General features: G+C 60.4%; 25 protein-coding genes and 2 pseudogenes. 15 read left to right on the plus strand and 12 right to left on the minus strand.

The features are described from left to right. Nucleotides 1-54: 54 nt before the first annotated feature. Together CJU94_RS30720 and CJU94_RS41920 are read right to left on the minus strand one after the other, a co-directional pair. The gene (locus tag CJU94_RS30720; RefSeq protein ID WP_095422866.1) at nucleotides 55-804 is read right to left on the minus strand and encodes an IclR family transcriptional regulator; all 750 of its coding nucleotides are present in this window, start codon (nucleotides 802-804) and stop codon (nucleotides 55-57) included. A gap of 401 nt (nucleotides 805-1,205) precedes the next feature. Beyond that, nucleotides 1,206-1,472, minus strand: a pseudogene (locus CJU94_RS41920) (MFS transporter); the annotation flags it as partial. A 536-nt stretch (nucleotides 1,473-2,008) separates the two neighbouring features. On the opposite strand from CJU94_RS41920, the gene CJU94_RS30730 reads away from it, so the two are divergent. After that, nucleotides 2,009-2,425, plus strand: coding sequence for a cupredoxin domain-containing protein (locus CJU94_RS30730; RefSeq protein ID WP_095422314.1), 417 nt, complete (start codon nucleotides 2,009-2,011; stop codon nucleotides 2,423-2,425). A 98-nt stretch (nucleotides 2,426-2,523) separates the two neighbouring features. Here the strand turns inward: CJU94_RS30730 and CJU94_RS30735 are convergent, their stop codons facing one another. From CJU94_RS30735 to CJU94_RS30745, 3 genes are all read right to left on the minus strand, one after another. Then, complete coding sequence (locus CJU94_RS30735) at nucleotides 2,524-3,504, minus strand: aldose epimerase family protein (RefSeq protein ID WP_157763824.1); 981 nt, start codon at nucleotides 3,502-3,504, stop codon at nucleotides 2,524-2,526. Nucleotides 3,505-3,770: 266 nt separating this feature from the next. Continuing rightward, nucleotides 3,771-5,018, minus strand: a complete 1,248-nt coding sequence (locus tag CJU94_RS30740; protein ID WP_095422316.1) for an ABC transporter substrate-binding protein — start codon at nucleotides 5,016-5,018, stop codon at nucleotides 3,771-3,773. A 73-nt stretch (nucleotides 5,019-5,091) separates the two neighbouring features. After that, the gene (locus CJU94_RS30745) at nucleotides 5,092-6,336 is read right to left on the minus strand and encodes a DUF1479 domain-containing protein (protein WP_095422317.1); all 1,245 of its coding nucleotides are present in this window, start codon (nucleotides 6,334-6,336) and stop codon (nucleotides 5,092-5,094) included. Nucleotides 6,337-6,431: 95 nt separating this feature from the next. Between CJU94_RS30745 and CJU94_RS30750 the strand changes: the two genes are divergently transcribed. Beyond that, nucleotides 6,432-7,388 carry a helix-turn-helix domain-containing protein gene (locus CJU94_RS30750; protein ID WP_095422318.1) on the plus strand — a complete coding sequence of 319 codons (957 nt, stop codon included), beginning with the start codon at nucleotides 6,432-6,434 and terminating at the stop codon, nucleotides 7,386-7,388. 53 nt (nucleotides 7,389-7,441) lie between these two features. Here CJU94_RS30750 and CJU94_RS41925 read toward each other — a convergent pair. Continuing rightward, nucleotides 7,442-7,555 (minus strand): annotated as a pseudogene (locus CJU94_RS41925) (3-methyl-2-oxobutanoate hydroxymethyltransferase); the annotation flags it as partial. A 117-nt stretch (nucleotides 7,556-7,672) separates the two neighbouring features. Between CJU94_RS41925 and CJU94_RS30760 the strand changes: the two are divergent. The 5 genes from CJU94_RS30760 (at nucleotide 7,673) to CJU94_RS30780 (ending at nucleotide 12,109) form a co-directional block, all read left to right on the plus strand. Beyond that, the gene (locus CJU94_RS30760) at nucleotides 7,673-9,088 is read left to right on the plus strand and encodes a transposase (protein WP_095418279.1); all 1,416 of its coding nucleotides are present in this window, start codon (nucleotides 7,673-7,675) and stop codon (nucleotides 9,086-9,088) included. A 324-nt stretch (nucleotides 9,089-9,412) separates the two neighbouring features. Continuing rightward, the gene (locus CJU94_RS30765; protein ID WP_095422319.1) at nucleotides 9,413-10,294 is read left to right on the plus strand and encodes an NmrA family NAD(P)-binding protein; all 882 of its coding nucleotides are present in this window, start codon (nucleotides 9,413-9,415) and stop codon (nucleotides 10,292-10,294) included. Between the two features lie 30 nt (nucleotides 10,295-10,324). Then, on the plus strand, nucleotides 10,325-10,699 hold the full coding sequence (locus CJU94_RS30770; RefSeq protein WP_095422320.1) for a hypothetical protein: 375 nt from the start codon (nucleotides 10,325-10,327) through the stop codon (nucleotides 10,697-10,699). Between the two features lie 71 nt (nucleotides 10,700-10,770). After that, complete coding sequence (locus CJU94_RS30775) at nucleotides 10,771-11,484, plus strand: SDR family oxidoreductase (protein WP_095422321.1); 714 nt, start codon at nucleotides 10,771-10,773, stop codon at nucleotides 11,482-11,484. Between the two features lie 163 nt (nucleotides 11,485-11,647). After that, a complete protein-coding gene (locus CJU94_RS30780; RefSeq protein WP_095422322.1) occupies nucleotides 11,648-12,109 on the plus strand; it encodes a MarR family winged helix-turn-helix transcriptional regulator in 462 nt (153 codons plus the stop codon). 434 nt (nucleotides 12,110-12,543) lie between these two features. Here CJU94_RS30780 and CJU94_RS30785 read toward each other — a convergent pair whose 3' ends face one another. After that, on the minus strand, nucleotides 12,544-13,269 hold the full coding sequence (locus CJU94_RS30785) for an SDR family oxidoreductase (protein ID WP_095422867.1): 726 nt from the start codon (nucleotides 13,267-13,269) through the stop codon (nucleotides 12,544-12,546). A 120-nt stretch (nucleotides 13,270-13,389) separates the two neighbouring features. Between CJU94_RS30785 and CJU94_RS30790 the strand changes: the two genes are divergently transcribed. From CJU94_RS30790 to CJU94_RS41935, 3 genes are all read left to right on the plus strand, one after another. Next, on the plus strand, nucleotides 13,390-14,340 hold the full coding sequence (locus CJU94_RS30790) for a LysR family transcriptional regulator (protein WP_244221022.1): 951 nt from the start codon (nucleotides 13,390-13,392) through the stop codon (nucleotides 14,338-14,340). A 323-nt stretch (nucleotides 14,341-14,663) separates the two neighbouring features. Continuing rightward, nucleotides 14,664-15,992 carry an NAD(P)/FAD-dependent oxidoreductase gene (locus tag CJU94_RS30795; protein WP_095422323.1) on the plus strand — a complete coding sequence of 443 codons (1,329 nt, stop codon included), beginning with the start codon at nucleotides 14,664-14,666 and terminating at the stop codon, nucleotides 15,990-15,992. A gap of 183 nt (nucleotides 15,993-16,175) precedes the next feature. Beyond that, nucleotides 16,176-16,376, plus strand: coding sequence for a hypothetical protein (locus tag CJU94_RS41935; protein ID WP_244221023.1), 201 nt, complete (start codon nucleotides 16,176-16,178; stop codon nucleotides 16,374-16,376). Nucleotides 16,377-17,509: 1,133 nt separating this feature from the next. Here CJU94_RS41935 and CJU94_RS30810 read toward each other — a convergent pair. Together CJU94_RS30810 and CJU94_RS30815 are read right to left on the minus strand one after the other, a co-directional pair. Beyond that, on the minus strand, nucleotides 17,510-18,010 hold the full coding sequence (locus CJU94_RS30810; RefSeq protein ID WP_095422326.1) for a lipocalin-like domain-containing protein: 501 nt from the start codon (nucleotides 18,008-18,010) through the stop codon (nucleotides 17,510-17,512). Between the two features lie 25 nt (nucleotides 18,011-18,035). Then, nucleotides 18,036-18,200: a hypothetical protein gene (locus CJU94_RS30815; protein ID WP_157763825.1), complete on the minus strand. Its 165-nt coding sequence runs from the start codon at nucleotides 18,198-18,200 to the stop codon at nucleotides 18,036-18,038. Nucleotides 18,201-18,721: 521 nt separating this feature from the next. Here CJU94_RS30815 and CJU94_RS30820 point away from each other — a divergent pair. From CJU94_RS30820 to CJU94_RS30840, 5 genes are all read left to right on the plus strand, one after another. Continuing rightward, nucleotides 18,722-19,210, plus strand: a complete 489-nt coding sequence (locus CJU94_RS30820) for a RidA family protein (protein WP_095422328.1) — start codon at nucleotides 18,722-18,724, stop codon at nucleotides 19,208-19,210. Between the two features lie 382 nt (nucleotides 19,211-19,592). Continuing rightward, entirely contained in the window at nucleotides 19,593-20,819 is a 1,227-nt protein-coding gene (locus CJU94_RS30825; protein ID WP_425272211.1) for an ABC transporter substrate-binding protein, read from the plus strand. Between the two features lie 178 nt (nucleotides 20,820-20,997). After that, a complete protein-coding gene (nthA, locus tag CJU94_RS30830) occupies nucleotides 20,998-21,678 on the plus strand; it encodes a nitrile hydratase subunit alpha (protein ID WP_095422329.1) in 681 nt (226 codons plus the stop codon). Continuing rightward, complete coding sequence (gene nthB / locus CJU94_RS30835; RefSeq protein ID WP_095422330.1) at nucleotides 21,675-22,346, plus strand: nitrile hydratase subunit beta; 672 nt, start codon at nucleotides 21,675-21,677, stop codon at nucleotides 22,344-22,346. The genes nthA and nthB overlap by 4 nt, the downstream gene beginning before the upstream one ends. A gap of 25 nt (nucleotides 22,347-22,371) precedes the next feature. Then, nucleotides 22,372-22,776 carry a nitrile hydratase accessory protein gene (locus tag CJU94_RS30840; protein ID WP_095422870.1) on the plus strand — a complete coding sequence of 135 codons (405 nt, stop codon included), beginning with the start codon at nucleotides 22,372-22,374 and terminating at the stop codon, nucleotides 22,774-22,776. 164 nt (nucleotides 22,777-22,940) lie between these two features. Here the strand turns inward: CJU94_RS30840 and CJU94_RS30845 are convergent, their stop codons facing one another. From CJU94_RS30845 to CJU94_RS30855, 3 genes are all read right to left on the minus strand, one after another. Next, complete coding sequence (locus CJU94_RS30845) at nucleotides 22,941-24,101, minus strand: WD40/YVTN/BNR-like repeat-containing protein (protein ID WP_095422331.1); 1,161 nt, start codon at nucleotides 24,099-24,101, stop codon at nucleotides 22,941-22,943. A gap of 92 nt (nucleotides 24,102-24,193) precedes the next feature. After that, nucleotides 24,194-24,463 (minus strand): MoaD/ThiS family protein, encoded by a 270-nt coding sequence (locus CJU94_RS30850; RefSeq protein ID WP_095422332.1) that lies wholly within the window; start codon nucleotides 24,461-24,463, stop codon nucleotides 24,194-24,196. Between the two features lie 192 nt (nucleotides 24,464-24,655). Continuing rightward, a complete protein-coding gene (locus tag CJU94_RS30855; protein ID WP_095422333.1) occupies nucleotides 24,656-25,372 on the minus strand; it encodes an O-methyltransferase in 717 nt (238 codons plus the stop codon). Nucleotides 25,373-25,374: the final 2 nt, after the last annotated feature.

The following is a 25,374-nucleotide window of genomic DNA, read 5'->3' on the forward strand; positions in this document are numbered from 1 at the left end:
ATGCGGTTAATTCGGATCCCGAATTGCAGGATGAAATTGAAAAGCTTCGTCCCGTTACTCGGTTTGCATATGCTCGGAAATGGCGCGGGCCGTACGTAGCGTCCCGTCGATGAATTGGTTTTCTCGTCCGATGGCGCGCGTTGACGGCGCCATCAACGTGATCGACGCGCTGCTGCCGGCGCCGCGTCCACTGTGATGAAAGATCGGGGCACTGACACCCCACACGCCCGGGTCGACTTCGCTGTCACTAACGGCGTAGCCCTGGGCTCGAATCTGTTGAAGTTCTGCTTCGATCGCGGCACGGCCGACGGGGTCGTTGTCGAACACGCTGTCGAGCACTTCGACGCGCGCCCTGTCTGCCATGAATGCCAATAGGGATTTCGCCGAGGCGCCCGCCTTGAGCGGCACGGCGCGGCCTTTCTCGAACGAGCAGCGCAACGAATGCTGGCTGTCGACCATCTCAAGGCACATCACCTGGTGCCTCACCGCGACCACCAGTCCAATGCTTTCCTGCGACGCGCGCGCGAGCTGCTGCATCTCATTGCGGCTCGCTTCGACGAGCAGCGAATTCACATCGAAGCCAAGCGCGAGTTGCAAGCTGATCGGACCGGGCGCGTAGTACCCGGCGTTTTCGGCGACGAAACCCCAACGCTTGAGCAGCGCGATTTGACGGTACAGCGTGCTTTGCGCAAGCCCGGTCACGGCTAGCAGATCTTTGACTGACATCGCCTTGCCATGACTGGCGAGCGCGGCCAGCACCAGCAACACGCGTTCGGCTCCTGTCACACCCTGTTCCACATTCACGATCACGCCACCCACGATCCAACAAGAACTCAGAATGCCAGACTATTCTCGAATTTCAAAAATCCTATTCCCATTCAGTGGGAATAAAAGGGGAGGGATTTCCCGAGGAAGGCACATCGGCAGCACGGATAGTCCTGGCACTGGACTATTCGAGGCGTTGAAAAGGAAACGATGTCCAGAATGGACCGGGTCTTCGCCCGGACTCTTTTTCGACTGAAGTAGGTATCAGGCGCGCTCAAGTTTCCGGCTGTCGCGAACGGCCGAAGTGGCCGAGGACTTCCCTGGGAGGTATCGTCGGGAGCGGCAGTTGTAACATTGGTGCCTGCCCTACAGCAGGTGAATGACGAGTAACATCGCAACCCGGCGACGGTTCTGGCCGATACGTTCTTGCATGACGAATCTCCGTCGGCCCCGACGTGACGAAATGCGGCGAGCAGCGAAAGATCGTAGGCAACCTTCAACGCGGCGCACGCGACTAGTTGGGGCACTGAGCCAGCCAAGGCCCAGCAATACTCCTGAAAGGGTGGGCGCGAGCGCTGCAGCCAGGCGTCGCGGAACCGCAGTAAAGCTTGCCGCCACGAGGTGCTGCCCGGGCGTGACGACCGACATCACGTAGGCGCTGCGCGTGGGCACATCCATCTGGGAAGAGCACTGCGTGCGAGGAGTAGCGTCTGGGGCTGGCGCCGAGCGTCGGAGAGATTCGCCGCCGCGGGCTTCGCCACGTCGAATTGTGGCCGCGGGGCGCGACTTGAAAGTAGCGCGTTGACGAGGCAGGTCGCACGTCGGTGAACCGGGAAGCCACTCGGATCGCTCGAATTGCTTGTGCTCTCCAGCATGGCGCGCGCCGAAAAGCGGCTTCCCACGCGACATCGGACGGAATATTTCGAGGCCCACTCACGTTCTATTACCGAGGTTCGCCTGCTCTGGCGAGCACGGTCCTTCATCCGCGATGAATCCACGCGCGCAATGCGTGCAAGCCTGCTTGCACGCATTGCCTGAAGGCGAAGTGATGTGCGCCGCGAACAGTGGTCACCAGCGGCCACGATGATGACGAGGGTTCCTACTCATCCATATTGGCGAACGTGTCTACTGACGCGCAACGGTCATCGAGAGAATAGTTGCTCCACTAGCCCTCGGGGCCGGCGAACCCGGCACCGTGGTTCAACGCGTCTTGCGGCCTGCGGCCCTTTCGGGAAGAAATATTATGATCGGCAGAAACCATACTGTGTGCGTGATGACGGCGATTGCGCTCGGCTTTGTGCCGCTGAGCGGTCATGCGGACGATACGATCCGTGTCAAGCTAACGAACAAGACGATTCAACTCGATCCTGGCACAGCGAAGGCCGGACGCGTCACGTTCGAGGTGAACAACGCAGCGAACGGCGATACCGAACATGAGTTCGTGGTGCTGAGGACAGACATGGACGACGCGCATCTGCCCGTCCACAAAGGCCAGGTTACGGAAAGCCGGTTCAAGAAAATGGGCGAGGTGGAAGATTTGGCGCAGGGTTCGACGAGGCGCCTGTCATTGAAGCTCGCGCCAGGCCGCTACGTGCTGATTTGCAACCGTCCGGGGCACTATGAGATGGGCATGCACACATCGTTCGTCGTTGCGCGCTGAGGCGAAGCATAGTTTTCCCGTCGTTGCAGCACATCGATAGCGACGCGCGACTTCGTAACGCCCATGGGAAAGGCTCTGATCGAGCGGATCAACGCCGTTCAGATTGGCTGTGCTGAAAGCCGATAGTGAAGGCTACGCGGCTTTCCGGCGAGAAACCTTAATCCGGAGCGGTCCACGAGAGGGTGGGTGGCAGGCGGGACCACCACGCGTCCGAGATCAAAGAAACTGTTAGCCGGTTCGACCCCTAGCGCGAAGTTCTTCCCGCACCACGGTGCGTTTGTCCGGCCGCCGTTGCTAATCCAAAGCAAGGCGTCTGGAAGCTCGTCGGCATGCCAGTCAAGCAGAACGTCGGCGCCGCGGGCTGCGTACCTCAAGACAAAGGGCGGTTGGCAACCTGCAATCTGCACGATTTCTTCAGTCGCGGCCGTGAGGGGCAGCAGGGTCACATCCAGAGATCCGGTTGCGGTTGGAAGTGCTGTGAGCGATGTGGCAGTGCGGTCCGGCAAAATTCTAGACACCCCTGGCTCTACAGCGGCCGGGTAGCTATGGATTGTCCGATAAGGACATCCGAGGATTTCAACTCCGTCGAGCGGTACAGCGAATGTCGGGTGATGGGCCACCGGCAACATGACCTCTCCCCGAACGCGGACCGTCAGCGAGACGTCCAGAATCGGTGCATTGGGAGTGGCTTTGATGACACGCTCAAGACTCTCGATCTCGCCGTCTTTCGGGTAGTCGATTCGAAGACGGAGGGTGTGCGACGTCTGGTCCACCAGTTGCCAGCGATGGTTTGATCCATAGCCGTGATCCCAGTCGTCGGGGGAATTCAGTAGGTCATAATCTCTCGGCAGGCCACTGGGAGGATGGACGGTGCCAAACGGAAGACATGGCCACTCGCCGCGCAACGCCCGCATAAGTCCAGGCCACCGCGCATCTTCACCCCACGGTGCAACATGGAGCGGCGAGATGCTTCGACCTCCGCCGAGTTCGAATCGGACAGGCCCGAGCATTGCGCCCAGCGACTGGACCGTTGCTTCGCCGTGCGCCCACTTCAATGTCCAACGAGTTATTGCACTCACGGTTCCTTTCCTCCGGCGGTTCCCGCCAGACTGGCCTGCGGATCGTCAACACGGACCGTCGGTATATTCTGTCGCGTCGCATCGTATGACCGACGGGTCAGCAGGGGCTCCATAAGCGGATCCCCGGTGAAAAGAAAGCCCGCGCGAACGGCGGGCTAAATCCCTGTCCTGGGAGACATGGAGGAGACGTTCATAAAGGTCACCTGATATCCCGAATGACCTTGCGTGACCGCTTGATTTGCGCGTGGCGGCACCGAAACTCGTACCTATTTGATCTTCGCCGCAGCGGCGACCTTGCGCACTGCTTCTTGCGGATCTTCATTCGAGTTCATGAAGCCTGTTACCACATCGGTAATCGCGCCTTCGGTGGCTGACGATTGAACATCCCCGAACGCGAAGGACGGAAAGAACGTGTTGGATTTGATGGTGGTTTGCTCGTCTGCGTAGGATTTCTTCGCACAGGCGTCGAATTTGTCCATTGAAACATCCTGCCTGACTGGAATCGAACCCTTGTAAAGACTGAATTGCTCCTGGAAGGCGGGGGACATGATTGTTCTCGCCAACGCAAGCTGTCCAGGCGTCGCATCTTTTTTGCCGTTCTGCTGGAAGAAGACGAACGAGTCCACCGTGTAGGTGAAGGAGTTCGACGTACCCGGCGCAGCCGCGCAGATATAGTCGACATCCGCTTTCTTGTTAGCATTCGCGAACTCGCCTTTCGCCCAATCACCCATGAACTGCATTCCGCCCGATCCGTTGATGACCATTGCGGTCGCGAGATTCCAGTCGCGACCGGCGGAGCCTTTGTCGAAGTAACCCTGAATCCGCCGGACAATCTGGAACACCTGCAACATCTGCGGCGAAGTGAGTGTTTTCTGGTCGAGGTCGATCAAGGCCTTGCGATAAAAATCCGCGCCCTGAGAAAGCACAACAGCCTCCCAGATGGTCATGTCTTGCCATGGCTGCCCACCACGCGCGACGGGCGTAATGCCCGCAGCGCGAAACTTGTCGGCGAGCGCGAAGAATTCCGGCCACGTCGTAGGCGGCTTGCCTCCCACTTTATCGAGGTTGGCTTTGTTGAACCACAGCCAGTTGATTCGGTGCACCGAGAATGGCGCGGCCACGTAGTGGCCTTTCGACATCATGGTCTTGTCAATTTGCGCCGGAAGCTGGGCTTTCCAGTCGGTAGCGGATTTATCTATATCGACCAACACGCCCTGATCAGCCCAGTCCTGTATCAGCGGCCCCTTGATCTGCGCAGCCGACGGTGCGTTACCGGACATGACCTGTGTCTTCAACGCCGTCATCGCAGCCGCACCCGCCCCTCCGGCTATGGCGAAGTCTTTCCACTCGTAGCCTTGTTTATTCATATCGTCCTTAAGCACTCTGATCGCCTTCGATTCGCCGCCCGAGGTCCACCAGTGCAATACAGAAAGCGACTCGGCAGCAGTTGCGACCTGTGCGCCTGTGGCAAGCGCCGCTGCGACAATTGCAGCTGACATGAGTGTTGTTTTCATTGCTGTCTCCGTTAGTTTTCTTTATGAATCACCAGACAGGCGCACCTCACGATGGCGTGCGTCAGGGTAGCGCTTACAGATCGAAACCGAGTTGAGCTTTACCGAGGGGCGTCAGATCTTCGACGGTAGCCCGCCCGACAAAGTCGACTTCGAAATGGTCGGCCGGGAAGTCAGGCGGGCTCTTGCCTTCAAGGAAACTGGGCAACTGGCGCTTGAGGTATTCGTCGTTCTTGGCACACGTGGGCGCCGACGCGATATACATCACGTTGCTGTAGCCTGCGCCGCGGTGCGCATCTTCCACTGCGTGGATCACGTCGCTATGCCAGAACACGGTGTCGCCCGCCTGCATGTGGGGAATCGATGAGAGCGCATCGAAAAGCGGCGCATGAAATTCCGGCTTGATGGAGAGCGCGCGGCCTGGCATCGCGCCGCACAGATCGTCGTCGGCGACATCGTCCTGAAGCGCGCGCAACAGGATATAAGCCATCGAATTTGCTATAGGTACGAGTTGCAGCGTGCCGTCGCCAGGGCCTTGCGGCGTCAACGCAGTCCACCCCTGAAACGTGCGGAACATCGAACACACTGCGGGCGACGCGATCTCTTCGACGTCCGGCCGGAACGCGGCGTCGAACGGATCGTACTGACGCCAGTTGCCATCGAACACATGCCGGTACACCTTGCGGAAGTTGCCCTCGATCCACCGCTCGACCGAGCCGCCATCGCAATGCGCGGACAAGCCCAATGACTCGGAGCCGGGCGGCCGCCGACGCATCCGGTCCGCGTAGACCGGCACTCGCTCTGGATCGAAATGGACCCGGCCTTCACTCTCGTTGCGCCACAAGCGGTTCAGAAAGACCCGGGCGGCAGTCAGCGACGGCGCCTGGCGCGCGAGGACCTGCGGCTTTGACCAGTACACGCCGTAAATCTGTGGCTTGCTCGATGCGAGCTGGCCAAAGTATTTGTCCTCGGCTCGATTCTGCAGGCGCGTATTCAGGTCGTTGCGTTCCACGTAGTCCGCGATATCGCGGTCCCACCTTTCCACTAGAGCGCGATCGAACACATTGCGGATCACACACGCACCACGCGTTTTGACGAGTTCGATCTGTTCGGCGCTCACGCGCTGCTCCGCTATGTCGGAGAACTGGATCTCGGGGATCACGTTTTCGCCGCGACTACGTTGCGCGGCAATTCTGCTGGCTTCGGTGCGAATCGCTTCATCCACCTCGGCGAAAACCTCCCGATAGTTCGGAAGTCGTGCGCGAAGCTCCTGCTTGGCCTGCCGAATGGCTGCCGGCAGATCGTCGATAATGAGTGCCATGATCGTCTCCTTGTGGGTTCTGCTGTATCTGCAGCATAGGCTGACCGCACTGGCGAAAGTGATACTATCCAGACAATTTCTTTGCGCCTTCAGTCATGAAGCCAGCCTACGAACATGTCGAGTTTGGCGACGACTGCTCGGTCAGGGTTTACCACCGGCGTCTGCCGCGCATTCCGTTTGAATGGCACCATCATCCCGAATACGAACTGACCCTGACGCTGAATAGTCACGGCAAGCGCTATATCGGGGATTCGATTGCGGACTATGTCGACGACGACCTGGTTCTCGTGCCACCGAATCTTCCTCATACGTGGGCGTCGAATCGTTCGATTGACGCGGCATCTCCACAGGTTGCAATCGTGATCTGGTTCGGCGGCGACTGGGCGCGGCGGCTTGCGGACGTGTGCCCGGAATATGCGCCTTTGCGTAACCTGTTGCGTCGCGCAGCTTGCGGACTGGCATTCAGTGCGCAGGTCGGCGCCGCGATGCGCGCTCAGGTCGACAATCTGCTGTCCGGCGCTGCGCGAGAACGCCTTGCCGCGGCACTCAATGTCTTGTGCATGCTCGCAGAAGCACCCGGTGATCCGCTTGCTTCGCCGACCGCGTTTAGCGACCGTGCAGAGGGTCCTTCAGGGCACGAGCCGGAGCGTATAAACCGCGTGCTCTCAATGATCGATTTACGTTTCGCCGAACCGCTGCGCCTATCCGAACTTTGCGACGCCGCCAATGTGTCGGAACGTTCTCTGGCTCGCTACTTCGAGCAGCACATTGGAGAGAGCGTGGGGCGATATATCGCGCGAGTCAGGATTGGACACGCCTGCCGGATGCTCGCGCACACCTCGACTCCCATTTCCGTGGTTGCAGCCCACTCCGGGTTTCCGAACGTGGCTAATTTCAATCGGCAGTTCAAAGCGTTGAAGGAACTCACGCCCGCCGCATACCGCAAACAGTTCGCGGCCGGCGATATTGCCGAAACAGACGCCAGTCCGCAGATCGACGAACGCTCACCTTCGTTGCAACGGAACCCGCGACTACCGAAATCCATTGCGTAACGCAGGCAAGGGACCCCAAGCGCCGGATTGAGGCTGGCCGCATTGGGATGCCTTTTCCCTCGAGTCACTGCCGCCGTGTGATAAACGATATCCGCCAGGCTGACCGGCAATGTCGTGGTGTGGCCCTGCAGTACGTTGCCGAGTGAGTCGCCCACCAGCGCCCTATCGGGTCGAAATAGGCCGGTCGTCGTTGGATCGAGTTCGGCCGATTCTGTTGAAAAAGTCGGCGGCGATGCGGAATGTTGGGTATCCTGGAAGACATCAAACGACGGGAGCGAATCGTCATGATGGGTCGACTGGATAGCGGACAGGACAAGCTCTTCTACTCGTTCAACCTCGATAACCACGTCCCGCAATCGCACCTGTTGAGAGGCATCGATCGCTTCCTTGATCTGCGAGATCTGCGCCGACACCTCGCGCCGTTCTACAGCCCGATGGGTCGGCCATCGATTGACCCGGAGCTCATGATTCGCATGTTGATCGTGGGTTACTGCTTTGGCATCCGGTCCGAGCGACGTCTATGCGAAGAGGTGCATCTGAACCTCGCATACCGGTGGTTCTGCCGCCTGGGTCTGGAAGACGCCGTACCGGAACACTCGACGTTCTCAAAGAACCGTCACGGTCGCTTTCGCGATAGCGACCTGTTGCGCCACGTATTCGAATCTGTGCTGAGTCGTTGCATGGCCGAGGGCCTCGTCAAGGGCGAGGGATTCGCCATTGACGCAAGCATCATCAAGGCGGACGCGAGTCCTGCTCGCGGAGTGCCGGGAACCGAGCCTATCGACTGGGGACGTGCCGACGGCCAGAGCCGCGCTGTGCGGGAATATCTTGAGGCACTGGAGCAAGCCAATCCGGTGGCCGCAGATACGTCCGAGCCAGCATCGTCTTCGGCACCTCCAAAGAAGATATCCCTGACTGATCCTGCTGCACGATGGACGGCCGCTCCGGGCGGTCCTGCGTTCTTTGCCTACTCGACGAATTACCTGATCGATCTGCAGGCAGGGATCATTGTGGATGTTGAAGCGACGCCGGCGAACCGGTCACAAGAGGTCGAATCAACCAGGACAATGATCGATCGTGTTCAACACCAACGGGACCTGAAGCCTCGCCGACTGGTAGGTGACACCGCATACGGCACAGCAGCACTGCTTGGCTGGATGGTTGAAGAGAAACAAATTGAGCCGCACGTTTCAGTCTGGGATAAAACAGAGCGCAAGGACAATACATTCTCTCGTAGCGAATTCATCTGGGATGAAGAGGCCAACGAGTATCGATGTCCTGCAGGGAACGCGCTGCGCTGCGACTGGCGTCCACTGAAGAATCCACGCACGCACATCACGAAAGCCGACACTATCGTGTATCGATCGAGCGAAAAGAACTGCAACCGATGTTCGATTAAGAATCAATGCTGCCCGAATATGTCGTTTCGCAAAATCACGCGCAGCATCCATGAAGCCGCCCGCGATGAGGCTCGACGCATCGCGGCAACCCCCGAATACAAACAGTCGCGCCGGCAGCGAAAGAAGGTGGAAATGCTCTTCGCTCACCTCAAGCGCATTCTCAAACTTGATCGCTTGCGACTGCGTGGTCCAAGCGGTGCCCATGATGAGTTTCTGATGGCAGCAACTGCGCAAAATCTGCGAAGAATGGCCAAGTGGCTCACGCCTGAAGGTAAGCAGGCAAACCAGGCAGCTACATGACGAGAAACGGGGGGCGTCGCACGTTGCAAGACCGCCGCCTCGCTGAACTCCCCAACTCGAAACTTACTGCCGAAGCCCGGGACCCAAACCAAAACACGACTTTTTCAACAGAATCGGCCACTAGCTGACGGTCGCAAGGCACACAAAGCCATTATTCCAACGGCCGATTCACATTCGGGAGCGGCCGGACACTGGGCGGAAGCACGTTCCCAGATGCGCGGTACCGAATCCTGCGCGGACAAAAAAAATCTTGACAATGAGAGCATATGCTTTTATCTTGATCACAAGAGAGCATATGCTCTTACATTCAAATGGAGCGAAGCTATGAACCAGGCCGAAATACTTGTGAGCGGTGCAACCGGACGGACCGGAGGCATCGCTATCGACGAATTACTCAAGATGGGCAGACGCGTGCGGGCATATGTGCGCACAGACGACGATCGGGCAGCCGCCCTGAGGCGGCGCGGAGTCGATACCGCCGTCGGGGACTTCACCGACATCAACGACATCCGCGCAGCCATGGAAGGGATCCGATCGGCCTATTTCCTTCATCCGATCGCGCCGGGAATCATCGGAGCTGCCGCTTATTTCGCGCAGGCCGCGAAAGAAGCGGGCGTCACCGCGATCGTCAACATGTCGCAGATTTCCGCGCGCCGGGAGTCGAAGAGCCACGCGGCCCAGGATCACTGGGTTTCCGAGCGGGTCTTTGATTGGTCAGGCGTTCCCACTACACATCTCCGTCCAACCTTCTTTGCCGACTGGCTCGTCTATCCGCATTTTGCGAAGGAAATCTGGGCCACGAAGAAGATTGAATTTCCCTTCGGCAACGGCCGTCACGCACCCATCGCCGCTGATGATCAGGGGCGGGTTATCGCCCATGTCCTGGCTAACCCCGAAGGCCACGAGGGCAAGACCTACGCACTCCATGGCCCCGTCGAGATGAATCATACCGAAATCGCCGAAGCGATGAGCGAGGTTCTCGGAGCACGGATCGAATACGCGCCGACTTCCATCGAAGCGTTCCAGATCAAGATGGAGAACCTTTACAAATTCCCGCCGTTCCTCACGCAGCATCTGGTCGAGGTCGCTCAGAACTATCGCGACGGCGTTTTCTCGGGTACCAACGACGTCATCGAGAAAATTACCGGAAAGCCGCCCCTCTCGGTCCAGCAGTTCGTCACGCAGAACCGGGCCGGATTCGCGTGAGCGCGGTCTCAAACAAGTCGAGGTTTGAACATGTCATCCACTCAAGATGGGCGTCATCCGTTTCTGGACGATCTGACTGTTGACGCGGAGTTGGTCAGCTCGGTATTGCGCGGCCCCGTCATCGGACGTGACGAAATCCGCGCGGCCGTCGACGCAGTCGGAACCTTCTACGCCTTGCAGACGCCCACGTTTGTCCAGACGGACGATTCGCGGCTCGTTCTGGAGTACGAGGCCGTTCTGACGAACGGCGAGAACCTGAGCGCGGCCGTCGTAGTCCACCGTAACGCCGACGGGTCGGTGCCGCGCGTGAGCGTCCGGATGAGTCCACTCGGCGCCGTGCTGACTCTCGCCGCTCATCTGCGGGAGACACTTTCAAAGCAGTTTCCGGAAAGCCTTTTTCTTTGAACCACGCGCCCGCCGGTCCGCGGCGGATGTTGCCTCACCGGAGGCACGCAGCTTTAAAAGAGGAATATGTCATGGATGTCAAGAACGCCACTGTCTTTATCACGGGCGCCAATCGCGGCCTGGGTCTGGCTTTTGCACGAGAGGCACGCCGGCGCGGGGCGACGAAGGTGTACGCGGGTATGCGCAACACGAACGGTTTTGAAGAGCCGGGCATCGTGCCTGTCAGGATCGACGTTACGGACACGGCGTCGATCGCCGCAGCCGCGGAACTGGCGGCAGACACGACCCTGCTGGTTAACAACGCGGGCATCGCCGCTCTGATCGACGGGCCTCTTGCGCATGACGTAGAAGCGCAATCGGCTCGCATGTTCGATACCAACTACTATGGCATAGTGCGCGTCACGAAGGCCTTCGAGCCGATATTAGCGGCCAAGCCTGATGCGGCGATCATTAACGTGCTTTCCGACATCGTTTGGCTTCCGCGGCCCTATCTGGCACCCTATGCCGCATCAAAGGCAGCAGCGTGGAGTTATACGAATCAAGTTCGCTTTCACCTGCAAGCGCGCGGCGTTCAGGTTCTCGGCCTGCACGTGGGGTTCGTGGATACCGACCTGACCGACGGCATTGATGTACCCAAAGCCAGCCCGGAGGACGTGGTGCGACAGACCTATGACGCACTCACCGCCGGCAAGAGCGAGATTATGGCCGACAAGGGAACAGCGATACTGAAGAGCACGCTTGCGGCTGAGGTACCCGGCTACATCACTCCGCCGGTGGGGCTTTGAACGCTGCAGATCACAAGAGTTGGATTCCGGAGCCGGAGACGAGGCGCGCAGATCACACTGGCACCAACGCCTTCGGCGTCAGTTTTTTGTCGAAAATGATTGCCGTATTTTCGCGCGTGCGCGTAGCGTTCTGGCAATCAAAGGAAGTAAGGAGTGGAACCAGATGTTGCCGTTCGACCAGCCGCTTGGAATCGATCAATGCAACTGCTTCGCAGTGAGGAAGGCGAGCAGGCAGATTTCCCGCCTCTACGATAGTCATCTCGAGCCGGCGGGCCTGCGCATCACGCAATTCCTGACCCTGGCTGCATTGGACGAGGTGGGAAGTGCAGCGGTCAACGCCCTTGCCGAACGACTCGATATCGAACGGACGGCGATGGGAAAGATGGTCGGCTTCCTTGAGCGCGACGGCTTCGTCACGATCAGGCCGTCGCCCACAGACGGCCGAAGCCGCCTTGTCGAGCTTACCGAAGAAGGACGGCGCCTGTACGAAAGAGCGGCGCCGCTCTGGCGGGAAGCGCAGCGGGAGTTCGAGCAACTGAACGGCGCAGAAAATGTCGCAGCGTTACGGGAGGGGCTGAGAGGAGTGGTCGTCGGCGACGTGATGGTACGCTCAGCCGGCGACTGAAGCTGCACAAGGGCTGCACAAGAACCGCCACAAACGCACGAGACCGCGCGTGCCGATGCGTCGATCAACACCAATGTGGCGTGGACGGATTGAATCCGCCAACCCACAGTGAGCGCACGCAATCGGTAACGGCAATTCGCTGCTCAGAGTCGCTTGCTCTCCTTCCAACGGCGGCAAAACTGCCGTGCAAACCGTTCCTGAGTCTGACCGCTGCAAAGCTGGCCATAGCCGCCGCTGGTCGATGGTCGCACCGCCGGGCTACTATGGCCGACAACTTGCCGACCAACTCAGCGGGGCGAGCGTCCATTGCCCCGCAGGCTGTCATTGCGGCGCCGGGAGTCCGAACGGCCGCTCCGCCCCGAACCCGGTCCGTCATCGAACTTCCGGGTCCGCTCGGGAGTGCCCTTTCGTCATCATGACTTCGCCGGCAACCGTCAGAGCAGCCGCAAGCCTCCGTCGCATTCGATGACAGCTCCCGTCATGAAGGTGTTCTCCATCAAAAACTGAAGCGCATGCGCGATATCGTCCGCCGCACCGACGCGCCCCACCGGCAGCGTGTCAGCCTGCTGGCGGAACAGTTCCGTCTTGACGCTGACGGGGAATCTGTCCCACCACGCTGTATCGATCACGCCGGGCGAGACAGCATTGACGCGAAGCGGCGCCAGTTCGCGCGCGAGCGTGCCGATCATGCTTTCCAGCGAGCCGTTGATCGCGCCGAGGCCGGAAGTGCCGGGATTGGCCATGCGCGCGGAAATGGCGGTCACGAATGTCAGGCTGCCATCGCGGCGAAGCGACGACAGACCAGCTTGAGCCGCTTCGAGCTGCGGCCAGAGCTTGGCCTCGAAGCCGCGGCGCAATGCAGCCAGATCGAGTTCGTCAAACCGGCCGCCGCCTTCGCCCCCGGAGAGCGTGAGCACAAGGTGATCGACCGGGCCCACCCGGCCGAAGAAGCTATCAAGCGCGGCGCGGTCGCTGCAGTCGAGTGCTTCCCCGATGACACGGCCGCGTCCGTCGAGGCCGGCGAGCGCGCTGTCGAGTTTGCTCTGATCGCGGCCGATCGCCACGACACTCGCACCGGCCGCTGCCAGCCGCGACACTGTCGCCAGCCCCACACCCGATGAGCCGCCCAGCACGATGACCTTCTGGGATTGCCAATCCATATCGTTCTCCTGTCGATGAAAAGAGGCGGGCGCTGGCTCGCGTGCCGTCACGTCGCGCGTCGTCGTGCTCTCCATGGCGATAGAATGCATGGCAGACTTCCATCATTCAAATCGTTCATTATGATCAGCAACATCATTGAAAATGATTTCAGGCACTTCGACCTGAACCTGCTCCTGACTTTTCGTGCGCTGTTGGAAGAGCGCAGCGTCACGCGCGCCGCGCAACGGCTCTTCCTCGGTCAGCCTGCGGTGAGCGGGGCACTCAAACGACTGCGCGAGGCGTTCGGCGATGAACTGTTCGTGCGCACGTCGCGCGGCATCGCGCCGACCTTGCGCGCGCTCGAACTGGCTCGACAGATCGAACCCTTCCTCCAGTCGCTGCACCAGGTGCTGACACAGGCACCGGTGTTCGATCCGGCGAGCGCGCAGCGCGTGTTTCGCATCGGCCTGAGCGACTCGCTGGAGGTTCTGATGACGCCGGAAATCATGGGCCGCCTGACCGTTGCCGCTCCCGGTGTGAAGCTGATCGCGCTTCCAACCGACTCGACGCGCGCGTCGGCGATGCTTGACGAGGGCGAGATCGAACTCGCGGTCGGCGTGTTCCGCGAATGCCTGAAGTGGCACCGGCGTCGGCCGCTGTTTCAATGGCGCTTTGTGAGTGTCTTCAATCCGCGCCTTGTCAAAACGCGGCGTAAGCGCCTGTCGATGGAGGAGTTTCTGCGCCATCGGCACGTGCTGACCTCGTTCAGCGCGGGCCTGCACGGCTTTATTGACGAGCGGCTGGAAATGCAGGGACTCAAGCGCGATGTGGTGTTCTCCAGCGCGAATTTCGCCACCAGTCCGTTCATTGTTCGGCGCACGCCGGCGATCGCCACGGTGCCCGATTTCATCGGCCGTGTTTGGCGCGATGCACTGGATCTGGAGATGAGTCCATTGCCATTCGATGTGCCGGGCTACGAGGTTTCGCTGATGTGGGCCGCGGCGCGGGACCAGGATCCGGGGCTTGCGTGGCTGGCCGAGGAGTTTGCGCAAGCGTTCGAGGGGGGCGGAAAGAAACGGACAGGGCCTTGATGAATGTGCCTGGGCGGTTCGCATAGCGAGCGCGGCTGTCCGTTGCGGGGCGTCTCCTCGTAGTGATCCCTTGTCCCCCCTTTCGATGGGCGGTTTTACCCAGGCAACCGTCTGCAAGATTGCAATTCAAGTTTTGCCTCGACGCCTGGTGGATCACCGTTGTATCCCTTGCCGATACAACAGGATCGTCCTATCAACGCAGCGGTGGAAGATACCAGAATCGTGGCCACTACCTGCAGATAGCGAAATCGCGCTTCAGGGGCGCATTTCCGAAGGTCTTTACTGCAGTCACTTACCGGTAAACGGCAACCAACGGCCATGAAATGCTAAGGATCGACGAAGTCACGGATAGCGAAGGTTTCCCCGAGCGATGCGATGTCGCGGTAATAGGCGGCGGTATTGTCGGCGTCAGCACCGCGTATGAACTGGCACGGCGCGGCGTCAACGTGGTTCTGCTCGAGAAGGGCATCATCGGCTGTGAGCAGTCAGGACGCAATTGGGGCTGGGTGCGCCAACAGAACCGCGACCTCCACGAGTTGCCGCTCGCGATGGAGAGTCTGAAGCGCTGGAGCGAACTGAGCGAGGAACTGGGCGAGGATATTGGGTTTCGTCGGGCGGGCATCCTGTACGGCACGGAGCGGCAATCTGACATTGCGCAATGGGAAGCGTGGCTTGCCCGCGCCCGGGAAGTGGGCTTCAACAGCGAGATCCTCAGTGCGCGCGAACTGGCAGCGCGCATTCCGTCCGGACGCGGGAAGTGGGCCGGAGGGCTGTGGTCGGTCACGGACGGCCGCGCCGAGCCGTCGAAAGCCGCGCCTGCTATTGCTCGCGGCGTGCAAGGTCTCGGCGCGAAGGTGTATCAGAACTGTGCGGTACGAAGTCTCGACACGAGTGCGGGGCGTGTCTCCGGCATCTGGACAGAACGCGGCCGGCTCGCAGCCGACACCGTCGTTCTCGCGGGCGGCGCCTGGAGCGCATTGTTCTGCCAGCATCACGGCATCGATCTGCCTTGCGTCAACGTGATTGGAACAGCGTTGCGAACCGCTGAGGCGCCGGCGGTCGTCGAAGGTTGTTTCTCCGGGCCTAACTTCGCGCTGAGAAGACGCGTGGACGGCGGCTACACCATCGCGGTTCCCGGCTACGGACGCGTGGAACTCGCGCCGCAAAACGTGCGGCATTCGGTGAAGTTCCGCTCCATGTTTCGCAGTAAGCTGAAGAAAAAACTGAAGATCCGCGTCGGTGCCAGCTTCTTCCGCGGACCGGAAGCAAGCACGACCTGGCGCGACGACGACATCTCGCCGTTTGAAGAAATGCGGGTGCTGGATCCCCGGCCTGATACCGAATGGCTCGAACGTGCGCTGCAAAACGTGGCCGGCGTGTTTCCCGAGCTGTCGGGCTTGCGGATCGCTCACGCATGGGCAGGCGCGATCGACACGACGCCGGACCTCGTTCCCGTCATCTCGAAGGTCAGTGCGAAACCCGGTCTCGTGATCGCGTCCGGTTTCAGCGGGCACGGCTTTGGACTAGGGCCAGGCGCAGGGGCGCTCGTGAGCCGGCTGGTAATGGACGACGCGCTGCAGTTCGACATCAGTCCCTACAGACTTGCCCGTTTTTCCGACGGAACGAAACTGAGCCACCCCGAGATGATGTGAGTCGAGGCCGCGAGCGGGCTATCGCGGCAGCCCACTTCGGAGATTGAACATCAACTGTCGGGCGGGCAAAAGCAACGTGTCTGTATTGCGCGCGCGTTTGCGGCTGAACCGACAATACTGGTCTGCGACGAGCCGACTTCGGCACTCGACCCGCTGGTTGCACAGAGCCCGCTGAGTTTGTTCGTGCGATTACAACGAGAGTCGGGGATCGCGCTGCTGTTTATCACACATGATGTGGAGAACGTGCGGGCCGTGGCCGATGCCGTATTGGCTATCGAAGAGGGCCATGCGACGTATGTCGATGCGCCGCAACAGGAGGCGTTCTTCGAGCAGCCCGCGCTGCGGTTGGCGACGAAGTCATGGCCCGGCGGATTCCAGGCCTGAAGAGACAGGTCTGATCGAGCGCCCGAGCATCGGGGATCTTCATCAGCACTGGCACGGAGGGCGGGACACCCACTCAAGGGCTGTTCCGCGTTCGAGAATGTCAGATCTCTCTGCCGGCGGATACGCCCTCGCACCCCCTTATTCGCACCGCGCGATTCTGCTCCCGCCTGTCAATTTGTCTGAAATCTACCTGGCACCTGCGAAGATCGTCGGTTACACTATTTTTTGCTATGCGACTTTAATGCGTGGCTGACTTACGAAGTCACAATTGCGCGAACTTTCGTGCACCTCTTCTGCGCGTGTCTGCCGACGCCAAGCGAAAACTAACCTGGTGAAGCGTTTCGCCATTCATGACCTGGTCCGCACCTCGGCTTTCTCGCCTCACACTCCAGAACAGCCGGCCGCACTAACGGCCGCTCGTTCTCACCTCGCTTTCTCCGTCACTGCGGCCTTTTTGAATTTCATTTGATTGAACTGGGCGCGTCATCTCGCCGGGCGGTAGCCCGCGCGTGCTGCACCGACGGGACGCTCGTCGAATCCGTGGTCTACAGAGCGCTCACCGTGTCAGGCGCCAGCATGGACGGAGAGGCAGTGTGTCCACCGGATTGCGAGCAAGGTGTACAAGAAAGCTTTGAGGGCAAAAAGGTGCTGGTGTACGGCTTCCGGTAGTAGAGTCCCGGATGGACTCACGCTTGCTAAGGCGCTTGCCATGAGCGGCGCTGGGCGCGAGACCCTGGCGCACACCGACGTGACCGACATGATCGCGAGCGTAAGCCGGTTGTTTGGGGTGGACCGGACGTTCGAACCCTGCGCGTGAAGGTCTGATTGAACGTCTCCCGCTAGCCGATCTTTGCCCGATGAGATACGGCTGTTCGAATGCGCGGTGCCCTTGCGAGCCAGCGAACTGCGCCGCATTACTGCTCGCCATTGAGCGTAGGCATCGACGCTCGCACCCAACGGTGCGTTCCCAGGTGCGCCCGTAAAGCGCGACTAGAAGACAGGCGGGAGCGTCGACGCGCGAGAGCCGCTGCGCGCGGCGACCTCGCCACTTGTGCGACGGGTTCCAGGCAGACACGCTGGCGATCGCCGATGCCCTCGCCACGGTCTGGCGTCGAATTATGTCGACACGTGTTTCACTTCATTCGTTGCCACACCACCTTCGCTTCTCCATAACCGAAACTGCCCGGCGTGATGTAGGTCAATCGATCGCCGTCGATGGTGTAGGGTCGCCTCTGCACGTCCGCGTCCCAGTTAGGAAAGGTGCTGCGTTGGATGTGAAAGACAATCACATGCGCGGCGGCGTCCACCGTGTAGGTGCCAAAGTGAGCCACATTGCCTTGAGCAATGCTCGCGTTCTCCTCGGCGGTTCCCTGCAACCGGTTGCCGGAAGCCAATTTCGGCAGGTTCGCGCGAATAGCGACCAGTGCGTAGCGCCCATCGTTGCCGAACATGAGAAGGCCCTCGGGATGAGCTCCCAACAACTCCTCCTCGGTTCCGCTTCTGGTAGCAGTCAAAGAGACCAGCGACCACGAACCGACCAGGCTGGCAGATTGCGCGCGCGCCTGCGGCGTCGCGATACACATTGCGAGGATCGCCACCGCGACGACGCGCAATGCTTTCAATGTCGCTTTCATAGTCATCTCCAGCGCCTCGTTCCTTCTACCTGGCTCGCTTCCATTCGTTGGTCGGAATGATTTCTCCGTCCGACGTATTCACATGGCCAGTCGAATCCAGCATGAGGTTGCCGGCCGCCTGCTGTTTGAGATTCTGCGCATCCGCGGCCAATGAGGCGCCTATGGAAAGAAGGGCGATCAAGGTCTTCATAGCCAGGCTGCGTCGAGTCATTGCACGCTCCTCGGACCGTATGAGTCGTGAGTGACGGCCTATGCGCGAATCTGCCGAAACCAGGCGTCGCACCTGCGGCTGCCTGGCTGTGCAGCAGCGCGTGAAGGAATACTAGTTGTTTGCAACGCAAATGATAGCTTCAGCATTGCGGGCGTCTACACGAGCTCGCGGGTCCGCGTTTCAGACAACGGAAGCACTCGACGCCGTGACGAGAACGTCAATCGTATTTCATCTCTAGGTGGTTACAACATCCGCATCTGGAAGGTCCGGAAGGAAATACATCGGAGTGCGATCGCTTCAACGACCGGTCTGAAAAGAGCTTATGAGCGTCCAATCGTGGCCACATGGCACTTCATTTAGAGGCCATGCGCTCCCCAACCGCGCGAACCTGTGACCGGCAGCAAGCCATCAGCGAGATCGACCTTCCTGATCCGCACGCCGTGGCTTGAAAAGCCGATTGCCAGCATCTAACGTTCTTTGCAGGCCCCAAGGAGACGACGATGGCAAGAATCGAGGCAAAGTTGGCGGAAAAGGGCTTGACGTTGCCGCAGCCTCTAAAGATGCCGGCTAACGCAAGCATGTCATTGCCGTTCGCATGGGTGCGTCTGAGCGGCACACGAGCATTTGTCTCGGGGCACGTGCCGCTCAATGTCAATGGGACGATTGCGCAACCTGTCGGCCAGGTCGGCGCGGAAGTTTCGCCAGATGAAGGCTACGCCGCAGCACGCCTTGTTGCGCTCGCGCAATTGGCAAGTCTTCAAAGGGCACTCGGAAACCTGGATCGCATTACGGCCTGGGTACGGGTCTTCGCAATGGTCAACGCAGCGCCGGGCTTCGATCAGATGCCACGCATCGCGAATGGCTTTTCGGACTTGATCCTTGAACTGTTCGGGCCGGACATTGGAATGCACGCCCGGTCGGCGATCGGTGTGGCGCTCCCGCTAAACGTACCCGTCGAGTGCGAAGCGGAAGTCGAGTTCGACGGATGACGCCTGTTGTCGCCGGTTGTCGTTCAGTTGGGTCTTACAAAAAAGGTGAGCGTGTCGGCGACATGGATCGGTCGGGCGACTGCTCCCCTGACGTCGACACTCAAGCTGCCGCCGGGCGCCGGTAAGGCGTCGTCCGGTGGGTCGACCGTGACGCGTCATTGGTTTTACCGTCGGCACCGGTGCAACGCTCTTGCGTGGCCATTCCGCCTCAATACACGGACGTGACGCAATGGCAGATGGCCTTTGCTTTGCTTCGAACCAGCATGGGACTGAGCGCAGATTGCGAAATTGGCGAACAGCGACATCATGGCCGTGGAAGAAGGATAACTTTATGCACATGCCATTGAACGTGACGCGAGAACCCGTGCGTAAGTCGAGGCCCGTGGACACCAGGACGTGCAAGAAGATTTCTCGCCGGCTCGATTGGTTTTGCATTGCCACCGCTATCCTCGGAGCGCTCGCATCCGGCGCTGTGCGTGCCGCTGACGATTCGGTGACGATAGGGTTCATCACGGATTTCTCCGGCCTTTACTCCGAGGGCGACGGGCAGGGCGGCCTCGAGTCTATCCGCATGGCAATTGCTGATTTTGGCGGCAAGGTGAATGGGATGCCGGTGAAACTGCTCTATGCGGACCACCAGAACAAGGCGGATATCGCGGCGTCGCGCGCTCGTGAGTGGATTGATCGTGACGGCGTCAACGCAATCATCGGGGGCACGAATTCGGCGACTGCACTTTCCACCAATCAGGTCGCCAAAGAGAAAAAGATTCCCTACATTAACGTGGGCGCCGGCGCCGATACGCTGACCAATGAGCAGTGCACGCCATACACCGTGCACTACGCATACGACACGATGGCGCTCGCAAAAGGTACGGCCTCGGCAGTGACAAAGCGGGGCGGCAAGACGTGGTACTTCCTCACCGCCGACTATGCGTTCGGCAAGGCATTGGAGCAGAACGCATCGGACGTCGTGAAGGCGAACGGTGGGCAGGTGCTCGGAACCGTGCATCATCCCCTTTCAGCAGCGGATTTTTCGTCCTTTCTCATCCAGGCACGGGAATCCAATGCCCAGGTTCTCGGACTCGCGAACGCCGGTGGAGATGCGGTCAACGCGATCAAAGCCGCGAAGCAATTCGATATTACGAAGTCGATGACTATCGCAGCTCTGCTTGTTTTCATCAACGACATTCACAGCCTGGGACTGGAGACGGCGCAGGGGCTGCTGCTGACCGATAGTTGGTACTGGAACAAGAATCCGCAAACGCGACAGTGGTCACAGCGCTACTTCGACAAGATGAAGAAGATGCCGTCGAGCCTGCAAGCCGCGGACTACTCCGCGACGATGGCGTACCTGAGGGCTGTACAGAACGTGGGTTCGACGAATCCGGATAAAGTAATGGCGCAGCTCAAGAAGCAGAAGATCGATGACTTCTATGCAAAGGGCTATGTCCGCGAGGACGGCAGCATGATTCACGATATGTATCTGATGCAGGTGAAGGCGCCCGCCGAATCAAGGGAGGCATGGGACTATTACAAGATCGTCGGCACCATTCCTGGGGAGCAGGCGTATGGCACCAAGGCTGAATCCCGATGCGCTCTCTGGAAATAATGGGCTGGCCGTTGGGGATGTTCGCGGGCTCCATTGGAACGTGTGCGCGGTGCGCGAACGACCGTTAGGGAGTCGACAGTCCCAGGCGCCGCGTTGGCGTGTGGCGCGTGCGCGCGAATTGCATTTGCGTCCCGTGCCGCTCATACTCGTTGCATTGCGCATCCGCGGGTGAACTTCAATGAACGGTAACGATTCGCACCCCCGAGAGTCCGGGAATACGCATCATGGCGATCACGACCACGATCACGATCACGACGGCAGTGCGCTGTCGGAGATGGATCTGCGTGTCCGCGCGCTCGAATCCCTGCTGGTGGAGAAGGGCTACGTCGATCCCGCTGCGCTGGGAGCTCTGATCGAGACATACGAGCATCAAGTGGGACCTCGCAATGGCGCGCGCGTGATTGCGAAGGCATGGCTCGACCCTGCATACAAACAATGGTTACTCGAAGACGCTACGGCAGCGATCGCTTCGCTCGGGTACTCCGGCAGGCAGGGTGAACACATGGTCGCGCTGGAGAACACGCCTCGCGTGCACAACATGGTGGTCTGCACATTGTGCTCGTGCTATCCGTGGCCGGTGCTCGGGCTTCCTCCTGTGTGGTACAAGTCGGCGCCGTACCGATCCAGAGCGGTCATCGATCCGCGTGGCGTACTGAAGGAGTTCGGCTTCGAATTGCCTCCCGAAACCGAGTTTCGCGTTTGGGATTCCACCTCGGAGGTTCGCTATCTCGTGCTGCCCGTGCGGCCGCCCGGAACCATGGGCTTCTCCGAGGAAGCCCTCGCCGAACTGGTGACACGTGACTCGATGATCGGCACGGGATTGCCGAAGACGCCAGAAGCGCAACGGGAGTCGCCATGAACGGTGCTCAAGACCTTGGTGGCATGCAGTCGTTCGGTCCGATACGGCCTGAAATCGAGGGTCCGGTCTTTCACGCGGACTGGGAGCGTCGCGCGCTGGCGATCACGCTGGCGATGGGCGCAGTCGGCAAGTGGAATATCGACATGTCTCGCGCCGCCCGGGAGAGTTTGCCGCCTGCGCGATACCTCGCCAGCAGCTACTTCGAGATCTGGCTCGAAGGACTGCAAAAGCTGCTGTTGGACACGGGAATGGTGACGGCAGAGGAAATCGGCAGCGGCGAGTCGAAGAATGCGCCGATGCCGGTCGCGCGCGTGTTGATGGCCAGTGAGGTTGCGTCGGCGCTGCGGCGAGGCAACCCTGTCGATCGACCGGTGACCGCCCCGGCACGCTTCAAGGCCGGTGACGAAGTGCGGACCCGTCAGTTCAATCCATCCACTCATACCCGTCTGCCGCGTTATTGCCGGGGCAGGCGAGGGCGCGTCATCGCAGTCCATGGCGCGCACGTCTTTCCCGATGCCAACGCGCTTGGCCTCGGTGAGCAACCCCAGTGGCTCTACACGGTGCGCTTCGAGGCGTCTGAACTTTGGGGGGCGGATACGACCGCGGCTTCGGTCTGTGTCGATTGCTGGGAACCTTATCTCGACTATCCGGGCGCTATGCCTGCCTGAGGTGACCCATAAGGTGACCCATAAGATGACCCATAAGACGACCCATAAGACGACCCATAAGACGACCCACACCCCGACGGATTTTCCGGACCTGCGCGCGGCCTTGCCGGCCTTGCCGTGTGACGACGCAGGGCCTGTCTTCAATGCCCCATGGGAAGCTCAGGCGTTTGCGATGACCCTGATCCTGTACGAGCGCGGCGAGTTTACCTGGGCAGAATGGGCAGCATTTCTCAATCAGGCGATCCGCGATGCGCAGGCCGCCGGCGACCCGGACATTGGCAACACCTACTACAGTCATTGGCTGACCGCATTGGAGCGCATCACTGCCGTCAAAGGCCTCGTGACAGGCGACATGCTGCTGCAGCGTCAGAGCGAGTGGGACATTGCCGCTCGACGCACACCACATGGGCAGCCGATTGTGTTGGATTAGCGGTGACCCCGACATGCGCGTGTGAACGCGCTATGTGTCATGCTCGTGGCGTTGCGCCAGTAAAGCCCACGTTTTCCCGCGCCGTCTCGAATGCGGTTCCTGCCACGAAGCGCTTCCCAGAATCCATTCGGAATGCTAAGCCGCCGTTCGATAGTCGAAGACCGTCATCCAAACCGGACGCAGTAAACAGGCGGCAAATGCGCCGAAATCAGTTGCCAGCTTTCGCCGCCGTCAGTGGACGTCCATAGCGAGCCGGTGGTCGACCCCATCGCGAGGCGCGTACCGGAGTTGTCCACCGCGAGGCCGTGCCGATACACGAGGTCATACGCCGGCGCGGACGGCAAGCCGCTCGCAAAACAGTCGAACGTGCGGCCGCCGTCGCGTGTGCGCGTGACGACGAACCGGCCGTCCACCGGAATCCGGCACTGGTCTTTCACGGCGGGCACGAACCACGCGGTGTCGGGCTCATGCGGATGCACGGCAACCGCGAAGCCGAAGCTCGAAGGCTGTGCCTCGATCCTTTGCCAGTGTGTTCCGCCATCGGTCGAGCGGAAGATTGCGCAGTGATGCTGCGTCCACAGCGCGTCGGGATTTGCCGCGCATTGCACGACCCGGTGCGGGTCCTGCACGTTGGCATCGCCGCGCCGCTCCGGTGGCATGTAATCGGCCTCCATGCCCTCGGCAGTCACGCGCCAGGTGGCGCCGCCGTCGGCGGTTTGCCAGACGCCGCCGCACGATACGCCGATCGTCACATGCCGGCTATCGCGTGGATCAACCATCACGGAATGAATGCCCGGCGCGTCGTAGCCGCCGCCGAACCATTCGCGGCACTCCGGGCGATCCCACAGCGCGCGGTTGAGCAGCCATGTGTCGCCGCCATCGCTGGAACGGAACAGCCCGCCCGGAATCGTGCCGGCCCACAAGACGCCCGGTTCGTCCGGGCCGCCGGTTTCGAGCGACCAGATTTGTTGAAGTGTCCAGGCGGGGGATGGCGGGCTGGGCGCGACGGCGTTCGCATTGTCCGCGCCGGTGTTTGCACTCGCGTTTGCGCCATCACGGGCGAGCGTTTCGTCGGCAGGCTGCGGCGGATAGACGGGCACCGCGCACTCTTGCCAATCCGCCATGCCCGCGCGCCGGCGATGCAGTTTCACGCCGAAGTGGCCGAGGTTGAGCGCCGCATACAGCGATCCGTCGCGCGAATCAGGCAGCACCATGCTCACTGGCTCGCCGGTGAAATGCAGCTCACCGAACTCCCAGCCACCCTCGCCATTGGCTTTCAAAACGAACAGACCCTTGCGGGTCGCCACAAGCAAGCGATCGCTCATATCGAGTGTCTCCTCTTGGCCAGATCTCGGTCGGAGCGGGCGCTTCAGCGTTTGCTCCGATCCCGTGCAAAGCTCCAATACGCATGACGTCCTTACCCGCCCGATAGCGCCTGTACGACGTAAACCCGGCTTTGCTCGCCGAGCGCATCGGACAGATGTTGCCGGTCACACACCCGCCGGCCGTCGACGAACACTGCGAGATGGCGTCTCAACGAGCCCTGATCGTCAAGAATGTAGCCGCGCAGTCGGGGCTGCGTGGCGAAGACGGCCTCGAGCGCTTCGCGTAGTGTGCGCGCGTCGATCTCGCGCTCGGGCGTTGCGATATGCCGTTGAATCGAAGCGGCGAAGAAAATATGCGCCATGGCGGAGTCGCGTGGTGGGGATGGCAGTGTCCGTTGGTTCTGTAGTTTAGGCGATTCGCCGGTTGCTTCGGAGCATCGCCATTCACCAGACGATAAGCGACATGACTCACGGCCCGTGATGTCTCGACACTTAGCGCCTCGGCCGGCGCGCCGTCTCGCGCCGCACCGCATCAGCACCCGTCCCGCATCGACTCAGGAAACCACGACCGTAAACTCGACCCCCGATTCGAAGTCCAGCGTCGTCGTGGAAAAGCGCGGATTGTCGTCGAGGTACTGCTTGAACGGCCGGACAGCGTCCTCGGCTGTGTACATGTTATCGGCGAGAACAATGGTGCCGGGGCGCAGGAGGCGTTCCGTCTGCTTGAACAGATCAAGGTACGTGTTCGCCCATACGTCGATAAACACCATGTCGAACGCCCCGTCCAGTGAGGAAACAGTCTGGAAGACGTCGCCTTCCCGCAGGTCGACATAGGCGTCCACGCCCGCGGTGCTGACGTGAACCCGGAGGCGGGCGCACTTCACGGGGTCCAGTTCCGTGGCCACGACCACGCCGCCGTCCAGGGTGCGAAGCGCCTCGGCGAAATACAGCGTGGATACGCCGTAGGAACTGCCGAGTTCGAGAATCCGACGTGGCTTATGCGCAAGCACCATGTTGCGCAAGAATCGTCCCATTTCCGCCGAGACCGCCAGCGAGAGAGCCGCACCTTGCACGGACTCGAAATCTTCGCTGGACAGCCCGAGCGTTTCGAGAAAACGTCCGCGCAGGTGAGGGGCGAGCGTGTCGTATTCTTCCGCGAGTGATTGAAACTCATCACTCGCTCCCGGAAACTGGGCCCGCGCCCGGATCATCAGTTCCGTCCGGCTCTGCTCGTGAAGCTGCTGTAAAAGCATCGTGGTCGTTGACGTCATAG

Origin of the sequence: Paraburkholderia aromaticivorans (assembly GCF_002278075.1) — a bacterium.
GTDB classification, from domain to species: domain Bacteria; phylum Pseudomonadota; class Gammaproteobacteria; order Burkholderiales; family Burkholderiaceae; genus Paraburkholderia; species Paraburkholderia aromaticivorans.